The following is a 16,011-nucleotide window of genomic DNA, read 5'->3' as shown; positions in this document are numbered from 1 at the left end:
CCATGAATGTTCAACCTGCACCCGCCGATTACCGCGCCGCCCCCGACCTGCTTGCGGGTAAGACAATCCTGGTTACTGGCGCGGGTGACGGCATTGGCCGGGTAGCCGCGCTGACCTACGCCGCCCACGGGGCCACGGTCATCCTGCTGGGTCGCACCGAGAGCAAACTGGAGGCGGTTTATGATGACATTGAGTCCGCCGGCCACCCGAAGCCGGCCCTGGTGCCCATGGACCTGGCCACCGTGACCGATGAACAGTGTATCCACCTGGCCCAGGGCCTGGCGGAAGAATTTGGCCAGCTCGACGGCCTGCTGCACAACGCCAGCCTGCTGGGTGAGCGTTGCCCCATCGAAAACGCTTCCTACCAGGCCTGGCAGGAGGTGCTGCAGGTGAACGTCAACGCCCAGTTCGCACTGACCCGCCATTTGCTGCCACTGCTGCAGGCGGCGCCTTCGGCGTCCATCGTGTTCACCTCGTCCGGGGTGGGGCGAACCGGACGCGCCTACTGGGGAGCCTATGCGGTTTCCAAATTTGCCACCGAGGGATTCATGCAGGTGCTGTCGGAAGAGCTGGAGAACACCTCCGATATCCGGGTTAACTGTATCAATCCCGGTGCCACCAACACCGCCATGCGCCGCGCGGCCTACCCGGCGGAAAATCCGGACGACAACCCGTCGGCAAATGACATCATGGGGGTTTACCTGTATCTGATGGGTGCGGACAGCATCGGCGTTACCGGGGTTTCTTTCAACGCCCAGTAACCGGCCTCCCGGCAAACGGGACTAGCGCCGCTTGCGTCCCGGGCGGGAGGCCGCTCCTGGTCCCTTGCGCTTGCTGAACTGGCGCTCCATCTGCTCGCGCTCCTTGACGCTGCCGCGCTTGAGGTCTTTCAGCGGCAGGTCGGCCATCCGGTAGAGTGATTTCACTTCCTTGTTGTCCAACTCCACCCACTGACCCTGCTTGACCTTGGAGGGGATAAAGACGTCGCCATAACGTACCCGCTTGAGTCGCGATACGGTGAGGCCCTGGGACTCCCACAGCCGGCGAACCTCGCGGTTACGCCCCTCCATGATTACCACGTAGAACCAGTGATTGATGCCGTCGCCTCCGCCATCCTGGATATCGCTAAAGCGAGCCACGCCATCTTCCAGCATGACCCCTTCCAGCAGCCGTTGCAGCATGGCCTCATCCCACTCGCCCATCACCCGCACCATATACTCCCGCTCGATATTTGAGGAAGGGTGCATGAGTTTGTTGGCCAACTCACCGTCGGTGGTGAACAACAGCAGGCCCGAAGTGTTGTAGTCGAGGCGACCAATAGAAATCCAGCGCCCGGATTTCAGTTTGGGAAGTCGTTCAAACACGGTCCTGCGCCCTTGGGGATCCTTGCGCGAGCACACTTCACCGGTGGGCTTATGGTAAAGAATACAGCGGGTCTGCTGGGCGGGGGCGGTACTCAGCGGACGTCCGTCCACGTTAATACGCGCTCGCTGGGTGACACGGTCGCCCAGGCGTGCGGGCTTGCCGTCGACAGTGACCCTGCCCTGCTCTATCCAGCGCTCCATTTCACGCCGGGAGCCAAGACCGCTGCGGGCCAGGACTTTCTGCAATTTTTCGCCGGGTAGTGCTTTCGCCGGGGTGTCTTGAGGCGACCCCGCCTTGGGATTATCTGCCATGACTGGATATACTCAGGCCTGACTCTCGGGCTTTACGGCCTCGGCGTCCCGATCGGTTTCCGCGTCCGCGACTTCACCACTGCCATCCTCCGCCTGCAGGCCCAGTTCGCCCGCCGCTTCGGCCAGCGCCTCGACACTGTCGGGCTCGACTTGTTCCAGCCCGTTTTCAGCGGCCGGCTCCGATGCGTCGGACTCCGCCGCCCCGTTCGCTGATGGCCCTGCCACAGCGTCATCCGCGCTACCGGCGGGTACGTGGTCCGTGCCACCGACAACGGTCAATCCCGGCGCATCGCCGCCTTCCTGTTTTGCCTCTTCCGGCAGGGGCTCGGCGAAACCCAGTTCCGCATTGAGGGTATCCAGGTCACGGATCTCGGCGAGGGCGGGCAACTGGTCCAGGTTCTTCAGGTTGAAGTAGTCCAGGAACTGGCGAGTGGTGGCGTACATCGCCGGCCGGCCGGGTACGTCACGGTGGCCCACCACCCGGATCCATTCGCGCTCGTGCAATGTCTTGATGATATTGGAGCTGACCGCCACACCGCGAATTTCCTCGATTTCGCCGCGGGTGATCGGCTGCCGATAGGCGATCAGGGCCAGCGTTTCCAGCAGGGCGCGGGAGTACTTCGCCGGGCGCTCATGCCACAGCCGGGCCACCCAGGGGCTCAGGGCCTGGCGCACCTGGAAACGAAAGCCGCTGGCTACTTCCACCAGCTCGAAACCGCGGTCATTACACCGTTCTGCAATTTCTTTCATGGCGTCCCGGATGGCGGCGGTTTCGGGCCGTTCATGCTCCTCGAACAGCTCGGCCATTTGCGCCACGCTCAGCGGCTTGCCCGCCGCCAGCAACGCCCCTTCGAGAATTTGTACCAGACCAGTTTCCGACATGTTATTCCGACCTTGCCTTGACGTGGATGGGACCGAACGAGTCGGTCTGGACAATTTCCACCAGTGATTCCTTGATCAATTCCATCACCGCGAGGAAAGTGACGACCACCCCGAGGCGACCCTCTTGCGCCCTGAACAGGGACACAAACGGCACAAACTGTTGTCCCGACAGCGCCTCCAGCACATCGGACATGCGCTCACGTGTGGACAGGGCTTCGCGCTGAACGTGGTGGCTCTCATACATATCCGCCCGGCGCAATACTTCCGACAGGGCCACCAGCAACTCGCGCATGTCCACGTCCGGGTCCGGCCGGGAGCGATTGATGTCCGGCGGATTGGCGCTGCCCACCCAGGTGTCGCGCTCCATGCGCGGCATTTCCTCGATGTCCTCGGCGGCCTTCTTGAAGCGCTCGTATTCCTGCAGGCGACGAATCAGCTGGGCCCGGGGATCTTCCTCGTCCTCATCGACCTCGGTGGAACGTGGCAGCAGCATCCGCGACTTGATCTCCGCCAGCATGGCTGCCATCAGCAGGTACTCCGCAGCCAGCTCGAACTGCATGGCATCCATCAGCTCGACGTAGTGCATGTACTGCTCGGTAATCCTGGAGACATCGATCTCCAGGATATCGAGGTTCTGGCGCTTGATCAGGTACAGCAGCAGGTCCAGCGGCCCTTCGAAGGCCTCCAGGAATACTTCCAGGGCCTGGGGCGGGATATACAGGTCCTTGGGAAGCTCGGTCATCGCCTGGCCCATGACCACGGCAAAGGGCATTTCTCCCTGCTGGGGGTTGACCTGGGACTGGCTCCGGGGAGATTGGGCGGCCGTGTCCGGCTGCGTGTTTTGCGCCTGCGGGGCTGCCTGGGAGGGGGATTCCCCGGCCCCGGCCTGCGCTTCAGAATTGGGTTCGTTTACTGACACGGGCCTACCTGTGGTCAATGAGTGGGCAGTATACCTGATCAATCCTCAAATGGGGCAATATCTCCCTTGCCGGCACGCATGACCAGTGGCGTTTCGTCTACCAGATCAACCACCGTGGTTGGCTCCATGCCGCAGTAGCCGCCGTCGATGACCAGGTCAACGTCATGCTGCAGCGTTTCACGAATATCGTAGGGATCAATCAGCGGGTATTCGTCGCCCGGCATGATCAGCGTCACACTCATCATCGGCTCGCCCAGGTCAGTCAGCAGGGCCTGGGCAATATTGTTATCCGGCACCCGCAATCCGACGGTCTTGCGCTTGCTGTGCATCAGCCGACGGGGTACCTCGGAGGTCGCCCGCAGGATGAAAGTATAGGGGCCCGGGGTACAGTGCTTGAGCAAGCGGTAGACCGCGTTGTTCACCCGTGCGTAGGTGGCAATTTCGGACAGGTCCCGGCATACCAGGGTGAAATTGTGGCGGGCATCCAGCTTGCGAATCCGGCGGATACGATCCAGGGCGTTCTTGTCCCCGATGTGGCAGCCGATGGCATAGGCGGAGTCCGTGGGGTAAACCACCACGCCACCGCCGCGGATGATGTCGGCAGCCTGGCTCACCAGTCGCGCCTGTGGGTTCTCGGGATGTATCTGGAAAAACTGGCTCACTGTCGGTTCCCGTGCTTGTCGTCCAGCCAACGCTGCCACACGCCGGTGGCGGCCTGCAGGCGGCCCAATTCTACACCCAGATCCGGGTTGAAGGGTCCATCGCGATGAAAATCACTGCCGGCTGATACCTGCAGCCCGAATTCGTCGGCCAGGCGCTGTAAGCGGTGGCTCTGGTCCGGGGTCTGGCGGCCGCTCAAGACTTCCATCGCCTGCCCGCCGGCGGCAACAAAATCCTTGACCAGGCGGCGCAGTTTCATCCGGGTGAAACTGTACTTGAGGGGATGGGCAATTACCGCCACCCCGCCGGCCTGGGCGATCCACTGGACCACCTCGGCCAGCTCCGGCCAGAAGGCTTTGACATCGCCCGGCTTGCCCTGGCCAAGGTATTTGTCGAAGGCTTCATTGTGATCCCTGACATGACCCTGGGCTACCATCCACGCGGAAAAGTGCGGCCTGCCCAGCTGGCTCTCCCCGGCCTCGGCCACGGCGCCGGCCAGGGCTCCTTCAAACCCACGACGCTCCAGCCGCTGGGCAATTTTCTCACCGCGCTCGATGCGAGCCGCATCCAGCACCGCCAGCCCTTCGACCATAGCCGGATGATCGCAATCCATCCCCAGGCCCACAATATGAATGGTGGTGGCGGACCAACGGCATGAGTACTCGATCCCGGGAACCAGATGTACCTCCGGGTAGTCAGAACTGATAGCCTGGGCCGCGCGATATCCCCGCACGGTGTCGTGGTCGGTGATCGCCAGCAAGCCGATACCGGCTGCGGCGGCCCGACCGAGCATCTCGGCGGGAGTCAGGGCACCATCAGAAGCGGTGGTATGGGTGTGGAAGTCAATCAGCACAATCTTTACACTTAGTGGCCGCGACGCCTGCACTGGCAAATGCGGTACACAATAATCAGGGGATAGTTCCCTATGGTAACAGCCCAGGTACCCGCCACACCATGAAGCAATTGTTAGAATTTGTTCCCATCGCCCTGTTCTTCATCGTCTACCAGTTGAACGGAGAAACCGTGTCATTGGGCGAGTGGAGCTACACCTTTGACGGCATATTCAGCGCCACGGCGGTGCTTATGCTGGCGACAGTGGTACAGGTGACCCTCGCCTACGCCCTCACCCGCGAGTTGGAAAAACGTGCCGTGTGGATGCTGCTGGCGGTGCTGGTATTCGGCGGCGCCACCCTGCTGCTGCGCAACCAGATGTTTATCCAGTGGAAGCCGACTATCTTCAACTGGGTGCTGGCGCTGGCCTTTGGCGCCTCCCAGTTCATCGGCGATAAAAACCTGATGGAGCGCACCCTGGGGAGCCAGATACGACTGCCGAAACCGGTGTGGACCCGACTGAACCTGCTGTGGGTGAGCAACTTCGCCATCGTCGGGGCGCTGAACCTGGTGGTGGCCTATGGCTTCTCCGAAGCGACCTGGGTCAGCTACAAGCTCTACTCGGCCATCGGTTTCACCCTGCTGCTGACGGTGCTTACCGCCATCCTGATCAGCCCGCACCTCAAGGAAGAGACATCCTGAGTATTGCTATCTGGCCAGGTCATATCTGTCTGTTTTCTACAAAAAACCGGGGTTCGGCGTTACACTAGCGCCGTTTTTCACCATGCTGTCGAGGAAGTCTGTTTTGTTGCGTTACCTGTCTGTTCTAGCCCTGCTGCTCGTCGCCATCCTGCCGGCCTCAGCCCAGGACACCCGTTACGTGAGCGACGAGGTTTTTGTCGTCCTGCACACCGGCCCCGGCAAGGAGTATCGCTGGGCCGCCAAACTTACCCCGGGTACCCGTATGGAAGTCGCCGACCTCTCGGCGGACGGGAAATGGGCCCAGGTCACCACCTCGCGCGGCACCAGTGGCTGGGTGGGCACCGAGTTTCTCACCGCCGAGCCGACAGCCCAGGTGAAACTGCCCGCGGCAGAGGCTCGCGCCGAACAGCTGGCAGCAAAAAACGCGGAGCTTACCGGCCAGGTCAAAACACTGCAGGCGGAAAAGCTCGACCTGCTGAACAAAGTCAATTCTACCGACTCGGAACTCGGGGACGTGTCACAGGAGCTGGCCAACCTGAAACAGATCTCTGGCAACGCTGTGCAGCTGGACGCTGACAATCGCCGCCTGGTGGAAGAGTCTGAGAACCTGCGCTCTGAAGTTGAGATGCTGAAGGCCGAAAACATGCGCCTGCAGGACAAGCTCGGGAGCGAAGATTTTCTTAACGGCGCGTTGGCCGTACTGCTGGGTGTATTCATCACCCTGGTGGTACCGCGCCTCTGGCCCAAGCGCCGCAAGAGCTCAAGCTGGGCCTGAACCCGGATCACCACCAGGAGAACACCATGCTACGCACACTGATTACCTGTTGCCTGCTCGCTCTGGCCCCACTGGCCAGCGCTGAAGACACCCACCTGCCGAACCCGGTGGTGGATGTCAAAACCTCAGAGGGTACCTTCACCCTGCGGCTGTTCCACGACAAGGCCCCGGTCACCGTCGAAAACTTTATGGCCTACGTCGACGACGGGTTCTACAACGGCACCATTTTCCACCGGGTCATTCCCGACTTTATGGTCCAGGGCGGCGGATTTCTGCCTGATATGAGCGAGAAACCGACGCGCGACCCCATTGTCAGCGAATCCAGAAACCGACTGCACAATATGCGCGGTACCGTGGCCATGGCGCGCACCAACGACCCCGACTCCGCCACCTCCCAGTTTTTTATCAATGTGCGTAACAACATGCGCCTGGACTGGGCACCCGGCAATCCCGGTTACACGGTATTCGGCGAGGTGATCGGCGGCATGAGCGTGGTGGACTATATCGTCACCGCCCCCACCACCTCGGTGGGGGGGCACCAGAATGTGCCCGTGGAGCCGATCACCATTATCGAAGTCAGCCGCAAGTCCGCCCTGTGATTGCGCTATCCGTCAACCTCAACAAGATCGCCCTGATCCGCAATTCCCGGGACACCACCAATCCCGGTGTGCCCGAACATGCGCAGATGTGTATCGACGCCGGCGCCGACGGCATCACCGTGCACCCGCGACCGGACCAACGCCACATCCGCGCCCAGGACTGCTTTGACCTGGCCGAAATGCTGTCGGTGGAATTCAATATCGAGGGCAACCCCTTCACCGGCCCGCGCAAAAGTGAGCGTGAAGGCGTCAGCGATTATCCGGGCTTTATGCAGCTGGTGCGGGAAATACGTCCGGCCCAGTGCACGCTGGTACCCGATACCGATGGCCAGCTGACCTCGGATCACGGCTTCGACCTGACCCGCGACGGAGACCGGGTGGCACCGCTGGTGGCTGAACTCAAGTCGCTGGGCATCCGCACCAGCCTGTTCATGGACCCGGATCCTGAACAGATCCGGCTGGCGGCCCAGACCGGCACCGACCGCATCGAACTCTATACCGAGTCCTACGCCGACGCCTGCAAATCGGGCAAGGATGTGGACGCCGTGTTCGCTCGCTTCGTCACTGCCGCCGAAGTGGCCGCCGGGGAAGGCCTGGGACTGAACGCCGGCCACGACCTGGATCTGGATAACCTGCCGCGCTTCGCCGCGATTCCGGGTCTGCTGGAAGTTTCCATCGGCCACGCGTTGACCGTGGACGCCATCCGCATGGGCCTGGCCAATGCCGTTGCGGCTTACCAGAAGGCCCTGGGGAAGTAATATGGACGCGCGGTTGCAGGCACTGCTCGACAAGCAGGCGATTACCGATCTGGTGTATGCCTATTGCAGTGCCTCGGACCGGCACGATCACGCCAGGCTTCGCGCCCTCTACCACCCCGACGCCACTGACGATCACGGCGGATTTTTTAAGGGGCTGGCCAGCGAGTTCATCGATCGGCTGCCCGAGATCCAGGCACCGATGGAAATCCTGCACCACAACATCACCAACCTGAACATCGCCCTGGATGGCGACTATGCGGAGGGTGAAATTTACGTGCTGGCATTTCATCGTATTCGCACTGATGCCGAACCTATGGACCTGCTGATCGGTGGCCGCTATTTCGACCGTTACGAGAAACGCGACGGTATCTGGAAGTTCAGCGCCAAGGCCGTGGTCGCCGACTGGGCCACGGTTAACTCGCCCTCCACCGTGCAGCTGGATCACCCGCTGGTGCAGGGCTCGCATATTGGCAAACCGGGGCCTGATGACCCCTCATACGAATTCTTCCGCCTGTTCAAATGGGGTCAGCGATAGACCCGGTTCAGGTTTGGCTGCAGGCTCCAATCGCCAGGCATAAAACCCAAAGGTTTGCCCCACCCGATTCCTCTCTGGTCGGCGCTGAGGTATCGAACCATCGTCTATAGCCGCTTCTTGACTACCGGGCTCTACGTCTCCTGCGGAAACAGCGCCCTGAGCTGGCCTCGCAACTCATCGGATATCGTGCACTTGCCCCGACCATGCGGGTCGATATTCACCAACACGGCCTTGCCACGGACGCACTCCCTGCCCTGCTGGGTCATCACACAGCTCATGGTAAGCGAGGTGTTACCTACCTGCAGTTTTTCCAGGGTGACAGTGACATCGCTGCCGAAGTGGGTTTCCGCCAGGTAATCGATATTGACGTTAGCCAGCAGCCACTGCACCTGGGAGCTCATGTCGTCTGCCAGCACCCTGCCGAGCAACGCGGTTCTTGCGACCTCAAACCAACCGGCGATAGTGACATTGCTGATGTGGCCCTGAGCGTCCGTCTCATAAAAGCGGGGGGTGATGGTCAGGCTGAAATCCGACACCACTCAACCGCCTACAAGGGTAATCATGACCCCCGCTGCCACCGCCGAACCGATCACCCCGGCGACGTTGGGTCCCATGGCGTGCATCAGCAGGAAGTTGTGCGGGTTGGCTTCCAGGCCAACCTTGTTACTGACCCGGGCCGCCATGGGAACCGCGGAAACGCCCGCAGAGCCGATCAGGGGATTGAGCGGCGTGCTGCCGAAGCGATTCATCAGCTTGGCGATAAGCACCCCGGACGCAGTCCCGATACCGAAGGCGATGATACCCAGACCGAGGATGCCGAGGGTATTCAGGTCCAGGAATTTGTCGGCCACCAGTTTGGATCCCACGGACAGGCCGAGGAAAATCGTTGTGATATTGATGAGCGCATTCTGGGCCGTCGATGACAGTCGCTCCACCACACCACACTCTTTCATCAGATTGCCGAAACAGAACATACCCAGCAGCGGTGCCGCATCAGGCAGCAACAGTGCCACCAGAATCAGCAGCACCAGCGGAAAGACGATTTTTTCGCGCTGGGACACCGGGCGCAACTGCACCATTTCAATCTTGCGCTCGTCCTCAGTGGTCAGGGCTCGCATGATCGGCGGCTGGATCATGGGCACCAGGGCCATGTAGGAATAAGCGGCCACAGCGATGGCCCCGAGCAGGTCGGGGGCCAGTACGCTGGAGACGTAAATGGCCGTGGGACCGTCGGCGCCGCCGATAATGCCAATCGCTGCAGCATCGGCGATACTGAAATCCATCCAGCCGATGGAGGTCAGGAACACGGCACCGATGACGGTCGCGAAAATGCCAAACTGGGCGGCGGCTCCCAGAAACAGGGTTTTGGGATTGGCCAGCAACGGACCAAAGTCCGTCATGGCGCCAACACCCATGAAAATCACCAGGGGGGCCACGCCGCTGGCGATGGCCACCGAGTAGAAGTTATAGAGCATGCCATTGCCAAACCCTGAATCCAGCGCCAACTGCTGCACGGCCATGTGGCCCGCCGCATCGGTGGCGTCATAAGCGGCCATCAGTTCCTTGACGTTGTCGGTGGCGCTCACGCCCAGGACCCGGGCGAATTCCAGCAGCAGCGCCGGATCGGCCCCCTGCAGGGCATTCTCCACCGCCGAGTAGGCCAGGCCGGCACCGGGAATGTTGGCCAGAATGCCACCAAAGCCGATGGGGACCAGCAACAGGGGCTCAAACTGTTTGCGTATGGCCAGGAACAACAGCAGCAGGCCAATCAGCATCATAAAGGCCTGCCCGGGGGTGATCTGGGCGAGCCCTGAGGAAATCCAAAGCTGTAACAGGTTATCCATGGCGCTCAGCTTATGCTGATCAGGGTGTCGCCGACCGCGACTGTGTCGCCGACCTTGACATCCACCGAGGCAATGGTGCCGTCACGACTGGCCCGAACCTCGGTTTCCATTTTCATGGCCTCCAGGATGACAATGACATCGCCGGCGTTCACTGCATCACCCGGGCTGACCGTCACCTTGAAGATATTGCCCGCCAGCGGTGCTGGCAGGGGTTCCGCCGCGCTGGCTGTGGCGGTGCTTGGCGCCGCCGCTGCGGCGCGGGTCGCGGCTGGGCTCACGGCCGATACATCGCCACCTTCGGCGACTTCCACCACGTAGCGATTGCCGTTGACAGACACCGTATAGACCTCGGCGGCACCGGGAGCAGTGGCCGCGGGTGCCGCAGTGGCTGCGGCCTCAGGCGCTGGCTCCTCGCCTGGAGCCGGCTCGAAGGCATCCGGGTTGCCGCGGTTCTCGAGGAACCTGAGGCCGATCTGGGGGAACAGTGCATAAGTCAGGACATCGTCAATTTCCCCGTCCCCCTTGCTGAGGGAAATGTTCTTCTCGGCGGCCAGCTGCCGCAGCTCGGCGCTCAGGGTCTCCAGTTCCGGCTCCAGCAGGTCCGCCGGACGACAGGTGATCGGCTCGCCGCCCTCCAGCACCCGCGCCTGCAGATCCTCGTTGACCGGGGCCGGCGATGCACCGTACTCGCCCTTGAGGACGCCCGCTGTCTCTTTGGAGATCGACTTGTAGCGCTCGCCGGTCAGCACGTTGATCACCGACTGGGTGCCGACGATCTGCGAGGTGGGGGTAACCAGTGGGATAAATCCCAGGTCCTCGCGCACCCGGGGAATTTCTTCCAGCACCTCGTCCAGCTTGTCGGCAGCCCCCTGCTCTTTCAGCTGGTTTTCCATGTTGGTGAGCATGCCACCGGGCACCTGCGCGACCAGGATGCGTGAATCCACCCCGCGCAGTGCCCCTTCGAACTTTGCGTACTTCTTGCGCACTTTACGGAAGTAGGAGGCGATCTCTTCCAGCTTCTGGATATCAAGGCCGGTGTCGCGATCTGTGCCCTTGAGCATGGCGACCACGGTCTCGGTGGGCGAGTGGCCGTAGGTCATGGACATGGAGGAAATAGAGGTGTCCACGTTATCAATGCCCGCTTCCACGCACTTCAGGATGGTCGATGTGGAAAGACCTGTGGTGGCGTGACATTGCATGTGGATCGGGATATCACAGGCGGCTTTGAGCCGCTTGACCAGTTCATAACCATCGTAGGGATGCAACAGACCCGCCATATCCTTGATGGCGATGGAATCGGCGCCCATGTCCTCGATGCGTTTACCCTGGGCCACCCAGGTTTCGATGTCGTGCACCGGGCTGATGGTATAGGAAATGGTCCCCTGGGCGTGCTTGCCCACCTCCTTGACCGCTTGCAGCGCCACCTCGATGTTGCGCATGTCATTCATCGCGTCGAACACCCGGAATACGTCAACACCGTTGCTGGCTGCGCGTTCAACGAACTTCCTCACCACATCATCCGCGTAGTGGCGGTAGCCGAGAATATTCTGGCCCCGGAACAACATCTGCTGCGGGGTGTTGGGCATGGCTTTTTTCAGCTCGCGAATCCGGTCCCAGGGATCTTCACCCAGGTAACGGATGCAGGCGTCGAAAGTGGCTCCGCCCCAGGATTCCAGGGACCAGAATCCGATCTCATCCAATTTGGCTGCGATCGGCAACATATCGTCGATACGGACCCGCGTGGCAAGCAGGGATTGCGATGCATCCCTGAGAACCACATCGGTAATACCCAGAGGGCGTTTGCTCTCGTCCATAGAGGAACCTCTTTACATCAAATTGCTGATCAGGGCTTGCGCTTACGGTGTTGATGAACCGCTGCGGTTATCGCGGCAACCACCTCTGCGTCGGGCGACGCAGCAGCGGCAGAAGGCTTGCTGCCGGCGACAGGCGCCGGCTGGGTCTCGGGAAAGTAGCGACTGACAAAAGCCGACATGGCATTGGTTGCCACGACCAGAAGCGCAAGAAACACGACGACGGTGCCCATGCCAAACAGCATTAGCTCCACACCCTGCGCCACAATATCCTGTTGCATTTGTCCCTACTCGCAAGTCCCGACTGAGCTCCACCTGTCGGGCGGAGCAAGAATGCCCCAACTATAAAGCAGCTGCGGGCTGGTTGCCATCTCCCCGGGGCACTTAAGCGATGGAGGGGCCCGGCCCGCTGGCGTATAATCCGCCGCCAGACAACCCGGTTGAGACGCCATGAGACTCATGCTGGCCCCCATGGAGGGGGTGATAGACCACACAATGCGCGAATTGCTCACTGGCCTGGGGGGGCTGGATCGCTGCGTCACCGAGTTTGTCCGGGTCAGTGAACGGCTGCTGCCGGCGCGGGTCTTTTACCGCTTGTGCCCGGAGCTGAAGGCCGGCGGCAAGACGCCTTCAGGGGTACCGGTCTACCTGCAGTTGCTGGGTGGCCATCCCACCGTGGTGGCTGAGAACGCAGCTCGCGCGGCTGAGCTCGGGGCACCGGGCATAGACCTCAATTTTGGTTGCCCGGCGAAAACGGTCAACAAATCCGATGGTGGATCGATTCTGCTGCGGGAACCGGAGCGGGTCGCGGCGATTACCGCTGCCACAAGGAAGGCTGTGCCCTCAGGGATTCCGGTCACTGTCAAAATCCGTCTCGGCTACGAGGACCAGCAACGGTTTCTTGAGCTCGTTCGCGGTATCGGAGAGGCGGGCGCTACCGAACTGACCGTGCACGCCAGGACCAAGCGCCACGGATATCGCCCGCCGGCCTACTGGGAGGAAATTGCCCGTGCCAGGGAGACCACCAGCATCCCGGTGATCGCCAATGGTGAAATCTGGAATACCAGCGACGCCCTGCGCTGCCGCGAGCTCAGTGGCGCAGAGGATCTGATGCTGGGCAGAGGAGCCCTGTGCCGTCCCGACCTGCCGCGACTGGTCCGCGCCACTGTTGCCGGCAAGGAGATGGACCCGCTGCAGTGGCAGCAGGTGGTTCCGCTGCTACTGGCGTTCTATCAACTGACCCTCACTCACTACGACGCCAGCCATGTGGGCAACCCGATCAAGCAATGGCTGGTCTACCTGCGTACCTATTACCCTCACGCGGCCCTCTTGTTCGAGAAGATCAAGCGCCTGCGAGACGCCGAGGCGATAGAAGCATGCCTGCACAGTGAAGCCGCAGTCCAGGGTTGCCGGCTGACGGCCGCCTGACGCAACGACCCGGGGCCTGGTCACATTAACTGAGCTGACCCTGCTGCCTCGATTGGTGCGTGTTCTGTCACCACAGGGCCCACTCATTCAGCGTGATCAGGCCCTAGGCGGTGAGGCGCTCGGACTGCGCCAATTCCAGTTCCAACGCATACAACTCCTGCTTGAGTTCTTCCAGTTCGCGGCGCACTTTGGGGCGCAGCGGACTTGCGGCCGCGTCGTCCTGCTCCAGTTGCAGGGCGACATCCAGCATATCGCCCTCCAGATCCAGCGAGGTGAAATCGGTTCCCAGGGCCTGCTCGCCAACGTCCGGCTGGAATGCACTGAGCATCAGGTAACCTGCCCTGAGATGCTCCGACAGGCGTTCGTCGGAGCTGTTGCCGATGCACAGCAACAGGGCGCTTTTCAGCCTGGCTTTGGGATGCGGTAATCGGGACTGGTCAGCAATCCGTCCGGGCATGGGGGCCGAGTGCTCAAGGAAACGGGCGTAATCCAGCACCATGCGCTGGGCCTGGAGAAAATCCAGTTCACGATGGTCGCCACCGACGCGACCAAACAGACGGGTAAACATCTTCATTTTCTGACTCCGGAAATCACAGTTTTATCTGACTGTGTATTTGGCCCGAGTCAGAGCCCGTCCGGCATTGCCGACCGCGCCACCCGCATGGCTGCGGGCGACAATCGGGCAGGCAGGTGCAGCAACAAACCCCGGGGACTACCGGGTCTGCAAGCCAGGGCTCCTTGTCCCGTCCATACGGCTTTACTCCCGGTCGGGGACCGCTGCCATAATGGCATCCCGAATTGCCTTGAACTCAACCCCATCCGTCCATTGTGGGAAGTCGCGACTGGAGGCAAGCTCGCTGCCCATGTGATAGAGCAGCTGCACTTCCTGTACCGCGCCGCGCAGGTCCCAGCCTGGATCATACTCATCGGAAGGCTTGTGGTAATGATTCTCGATGTAGCCCTGCAGGCGTTTCTCGCCCCACTCGCGACCATGCTCCTCGCTGGCAGTGGACCGGGTCAGGTAGAGTGCCGGCACACCGACCCGTGCCAGGGAAAAGTGGTCGGAGCGGTAGTAAAAGCCTTTTTCCGGAAAGGGCTCCTGAACCAGCTTGCGCCCCTGCTTCTCCGCCGCCCTGGCGAGGTAGTTTTCCAGTTCACTGTTGCCGAATCCCACTACCGCGACCTCGCTGGTGGGGCCAATCTGGCCCGCGGCGATATTATCCATGTTGAAATTGGCCACGGTTTTGTCCAGCGCAAAGATCGGATTTTCACCATACCACCGCGACCCCAGCAGACCGGATTCCTCCGCAGTCACCGCCAGGAACAAGACCGAGCGCTCAGGCCGCTGCGCCTGCTCTGTAAACATCCTCGCCAGGGAGAATAATGCCGCGGTACCGGAGGCATTATCGCTGGCTCCGTTGTAAATATTGTCGCCCTCGGTGCCCGGTCGCACTCCCAAATGGTCCCAGTGTGCGGTATAGATCACCACTTCATCGGGGTACTTGCTGCCCGGCAGCAGCGCCGCCACGTTATGGCTGATTTTGTTGCTGACCTCGTTATTGAGCGTCACCGACGCAGTGATGCCTGCCAGCGGAAATGCCTTGAAGCCCGGCCTGGCTGCCGCGGCGCTGGCCTGGGCATAGTCGACCCCTGCCGCAGCAAACAAGGCCCGGGCCTGCTCCAGCGGAATCCAGCTTTCCACGGCCACGGTGTCTGCTTTCCTGTTTTCGGCCGTCAGGCCAATCTTGGCGGACATACCGCCGTTACGCACCACGTCCCAGCCATAGGCGGCCGGGGCCGTCTCATGAACAATAATCACACCTGCGGCGCCCTGCCGGGCAGCCTGCTCGAATTTGTAGCTCCAGCGCCCGTAATAGGTCATGGCATTGCCATTGAATAACGCCGGATCCTGGGTCGCAAAACCGGGGTCATTGATCAGCACGACCACGGTTTTGCCGGTGACATCGATATCGGCGTAATCGTTCCAGTTGCGTTCCGGGGCGTTAATACCATAGCCGGCGAATACCAGGGGCGACTCGACCAGTTCGGCAACCGGCACCTGTCGCTGGGTGAACACCACCATCTCATCACCGAAGCTGAGATCGGCAGTGTAGTTTTCACCGCGCAGGGACAACACCGCGTCGTGGGCGGTTTTCACTGCGGTAATGGGAACTTCCTGGAACCAGTCTCCGTGATTGCCGGGCTGCAGGCCCAGGGCCTCGAATTCCCCGACCAGGTAGGCTATGGTCTTGTCCTCACCCGCTGTGCCGGGCTCCCGCCCTTGGTAGGCGTCTGAGGCGAGTTCAGCGATATGGCGATGCAACTCTGTATTGATCTTTTCTCCCGGGTCCGGGCTCACCGCGGCAACGTCGGCGCCAACAGCGGGCGGGCTGGACGGGTGATTCTCCCCGGAGCAGGCGGTGAGTGCCAGCAACGCGCTGGCCAGCAACAGTGTGGTTCGCATGAAAATCCCCTAAAACAACAACCAGGAGCGTTATGGTACTGACAATCGCAGCGATTCGCACGGCCGGCCCAGGGTTTGCTTCAGCCGGCGCCTGTGGCGTTTAATACGCGCTGCACCCGCCTTGCCC

General features: G+C 61.4%; 18 protein-coding genes. 7 read left to right on the top strand and 11 right to left on the bottom strand.

What is annotated here, in order from left to right; translation table 11 throughout:
* The first annotated feature begins 2 nt into the window (after positions 1–2).
* Entirely contained in the window at positions 3–761 is a 759-nt protein-coding gene (locus E2F43_RS08205; RefSeq protein ID WP_133211555.1) for a YciK family oxidoreductase, read from the top strand.
* A gap of 21 nt (positions 762–782) precedes the next feature.
* On the opposite strand, the gene rluB is transcribed toward E2F43_RS08205, so the two are convergent.
* The 5 genes from rluB to E2F43_RS08180 are packed head-to-tail and all read right to left on the bottom strand — an operon-like array spanning position 783 to position 4,990.
* Positions 783–1,676 carry a 23S rRNA pseudouridine(2605) synthase RluB gene (gene rluB, locus E2F43_RS08200; protein ID WP_133211553.1) on the bottom strand — a complete coding sequence of 298 codons (894 nt, stop codon included), beginning with the start codon at positions 1,674–1,676 and terminating at the stop codon, positions 783–785.
* A 12-nt stretch (positions 1,677–1,688) separates the two neighbouring features.
* Positions 1,689–2,558, bottom strand: coding sequence for an SMC-Scp complex subunit ScpB (scpB, locus tag E2F43_RS08195; protein ID WP_133211551.1), 870 nt, complete (start codon positions 2,556–2,558; stop codon positions 1,689–1,691).
* Position 2,559: 1 nt separating this feature from the next.
* Complete coding sequence (locus E2F43_RS08190) at positions 2,560–3,477, bottom strand: segregation and condensation protein A (RefSeq protein ID WP_238946807.1); 918 nt, start codon at positions 3,475–3,477, stop codon at positions 2,560–2,562.
* A gap of 38 nt (positions 3,478–3,515) precedes the next feature.
* On the bottom strand, positions 3,516–4,139 hold the full coding sequence (locus E2F43_RS08185; RefSeq protein ID WP_133211549.1) for an L-threonylcarbamoyladenylate synthase: 624 nt from the start codon (positions 4,137–4,139) through the stop codon (positions 3,516–3,518).
* Positions 4,136–4,990, bottom strand: coding sequence for a PHP domain-containing protein (locus E2F43_RS08180; RefSeq protein WP_238946806.1), 855 nt, complete (start codon positions 4,988–4,990; stop codon positions 4,136–4,138). The genes E2F43_RS08185 and E2F43_RS08180 overlap by 4 nt, the downstream gene beginning before the upstream one ends.
* Positions 4,991–5,091: 101 nt before the next feature.
* Here E2F43_RS08180 and E2F43_RS08175 point away from each other — a divergent pair, with 101 nt between their 5' ends.
* The 5 genes from E2F43_RS08175 to E2F43_RS08155 all read left to right on the top strand — a co-directional run bounded on the left by E2F43_RS08175 (position 5,092) and on the right by E2F43_RS08155 (position 8,337).
* The gene (locus E2F43_RS08175; protein ID WP_133211547.1) at positions 5,092–5,670 is read left to right on the top strand and encodes a septation protein A; all 579 of its coding nucleotides are present in this window, start codon (positions 5,092–5,094) and stop codon (positions 5,668–5,670) included.
* 103 nt (positions 5,671–5,773) lie between these two features.
* Entirely contained in the window at positions 5,774–6,445 is a 672-nt protein-coding gene (locus tag E2F43_RS08170) for a TIGR04211 family SH3 domain-containing protein (RefSeq protein ID WP_133211545.1), read from the top strand.
* 26 nt (positions 6,446–6,471) lie between these two features.
* A complete protein-coding gene (locus E2F43_RS08165) occupies positions 6,472–7,044 on the top strand; it encodes a peptidylprolyl isomerase (protein ID WP_133211543.1) in 573 nt (190 codons plus the stop codon).
* Positions 7,041–7,802: a pyridoxine 5'-phosphate synthase gene (locus E2F43_RS08160; RefSeq protein WP_133211541.1), complete on the top strand. Its 762-nt coding sequence runs from the start codon at positions 7,041–7,043 to the stop codon at positions 7,800–7,802. The genes E2F43_RS08165 and E2F43_RS08160 overlap by 4 nt, the downstream gene beginning before the upstream one ends.
* A 1-nt stretch (position 7,803) precedes the next feature.
* A complete protein-coding gene (locus E2F43_RS08155; RefSeq protein ID WP_133211539.1) occupies positions 7,804–8,337 on the top strand; it encodes a nuclear transport factor 2 family protein in 534 nt (177 codons plus the stop codon).
* A 131-nt stretch (positions 8,338–8,468) separates the two neighbouring features.
* Here E2F43_RS08155 and E2F43_RS08150 read toward each other — a convergent pair whose 3' ends face one another.
* Genes E2F43_RS08150 through E2F43_RS08135 form a run of 4 tightly spaced genes read right to left on the bottom strand, consistent with a single transcriptional unit; the run spans position 8,469 to position 12,273 of the window.
* The gene (locus E2F43_RS08150; RefSeq protein WP_165954243.1) at positions 8,469–8,873 is read right to left on the bottom strand and encodes an acyl-CoA thioesterase; all 405 of its coding nucleotides are present in this window, start codon (positions 8,871–8,873) and stop codon (positions 8,469–8,471) included.
* A 3-nt stretch (positions 8,874–8,876) separates the two neighbouring features.
* Positions 8,877–10,181 (bottom strand): sodium ion-translocating decarboxylase subunit beta, encoded by a 1,305-nt coding sequence (locus E2F43_RS08145; RefSeq protein ID WP_133211535.1) that lies wholly within the window; start codon positions 10,179–10,181, stop codon positions 8,877–8,879.
* Between the two features lie 5 nt (positions 10,182–10,186).
* Positions 10,187–11,995 carry a sodium-extruding oxaloacetate decarboxylase subunit alpha gene (oadA, locus tag E2F43_RS08140; protein ID WP_133211533.1) on the bottom strand — a complete coding sequence of 603 codons (1,809 nt, stop codon included), beginning with the start codon at positions 11,993–11,995 and terminating at the stop codon, positions 10,187–10,189.
* A gap of 29 nt (positions 11,996–12,024) precedes the next feature.
* Positions 12,025–12,273, bottom strand: coding sequence for an OadG family protein (locus E2F43_RS08135; protein WP_133211531.1), 249 nt, complete (start codon positions 12,271–12,273; stop codon positions 12,025–12,027).
* Between the two features lie 169 nt (positions 12,274–12,442).
* Here E2F43_RS08135 and E2F43_RS08130 point away from each other — a divergent pair, with 169 nt between their 5' ends.
* Positions 12,443–13,420, top strand: coding sequence for a tRNA dihydrouridine synthase (locus tag E2F43_RS08130; RefSeq protein WP_133211529.1), 978 nt, complete (start codon positions 12,443–12,445; stop codon positions 13,418–13,420).
* A 103-nt stretch (positions 13,421–13,523) separates the two neighbouring features.
* Here the strand turns inward: E2F43_RS08130 and E2F43_RS08125 are convergent, their stop codons facing one another.
* Positions 13,524–13,994 carry a hypothetical protein gene (locus tag E2F43_RS08125; protein WP_133211527.1) on the bottom strand — a complete coding sequence of 157 codons (471 nt, stop codon included), beginning with the start codon at positions 13,992–13,994 and terminating at the stop codon, positions 13,524–13,526.
* A gap of 183 nt (positions 13,995–14,177) precedes the next feature.
* Positions 14,178–15,884: a M28 family metallopeptidase gene (locus tag E2F43_RS08120; protein WP_133211525.1), complete on the bottom strand. Its 1,707-nt coding sequence runs from the start codon at positions 15,882–15,884 to the stop codon at positions 14,178–14,180.
* Positions 15,885–16,011 lie beyond the last annotated feature (127 nt).

The organism is Seongchinamella unica (genome assembly GCF_004354085.1).
GTDB lineage: Bacteria > Pseudomonadota > Gammaproteobacteria > Pseudomonadales > Halieaceae > Halioglobus > Halioglobus unicus.
Note: the sequence above shows the minus strand (reverse complement) of the source record. Positions and strands in the feature narration are given on the sequence as shown.

What these genes read in the sequence shown, in the direction of transcription:
- E2F43_RS08205 (WP_133211555.1), top strand. Translation starts at nt 3, where the DNA reads ATGAATGTTCAACCTGCACCCGCCGATTACCGCGCCGCCCCCGACCTG.
- rluB (WP_133211553.1), bottom strand. Translation starts at nt 1,676, where the DNA reads ATGGCAGATAATCCCAAGGCGGGGTCGCCTCAAGACACCCCGGCGAAA.
- scpB (WP_133211551.1), bottom strand. Translation starts at nt 2,558, where the DNA reads ATGTCGGAAACTGGTCTGGTACAAATTCTCGAAGGGGCGTTGCTGGCG.
- E2F43_RS08175 (WP_133211547.1), top strand. Translation starts at nt 5,092, where the DNA reads ATGAAGCAATTGTTAGAATTTGTTCCCATCGCCCTGTTCTTCATCGTC.
- E2F43_RS08165 (WP_133211543.1), top strand. Translation starts at nt 6,472, where the DNA reads ATGCTACGCACACTGATTACCTGTTGCCTGCTCGCTCTGGCCCCACTG.
- E2F43_RS08155 (WP_133211539.1), top strand. Translation starts at nt 7,804, where the DNA reads ATGGACGCGCGGTTGCAGGCACTGCTCGACAAGCAGGCGATTACCGAT.
- E2F43_RS08145 (WP_133211535.1), bottom strand. Translation starts at nt 10,181, where the DNA reads ATGGATAACCTGTTACAGCTTTGGATTTCCTCAGGGCTCGCCCAGATC.
- oadA (WP_133211533.1), bottom strand. Translation starts at nt 11,995, where the DNA reads ATGGACGAGAGCAAACGCCCTCTGGGTATTACCGATGTGGTTCTCAGG.
- E2F43_RS08135 (WP_133211531.1), bottom strand. Translation starts at nt 12,273, where the DNA reads ATGCAACAGGATATTGTGGCGCAGGGTGTGGAGCTAATGCTGTTTGGC.
- E2F43_RS08130 (WP_133211529.1), top strand. Translation starts at nt 12,443, where the DNA reads ATGAGACTCATGCTGGCCCCCATGGAGGGGGTGATAGACCACACAATG.
- E2F43_RS08125 (WP_133211527.1), bottom strand. Translation starts at nt 13,994, where the DNA reads ATGAAGATGTTTACCCGTCTGTTTGGTCGCGTCGGTGGCGACCATCGT.
- E2F43_RS08120 (WP_133211525.1), bottom strand. Translation starts at nt 15,884, where the DNA reads ATGCGAACCACACTGTTGCTGGCCAGCGCGTTGCTGGCACTCACCGCC.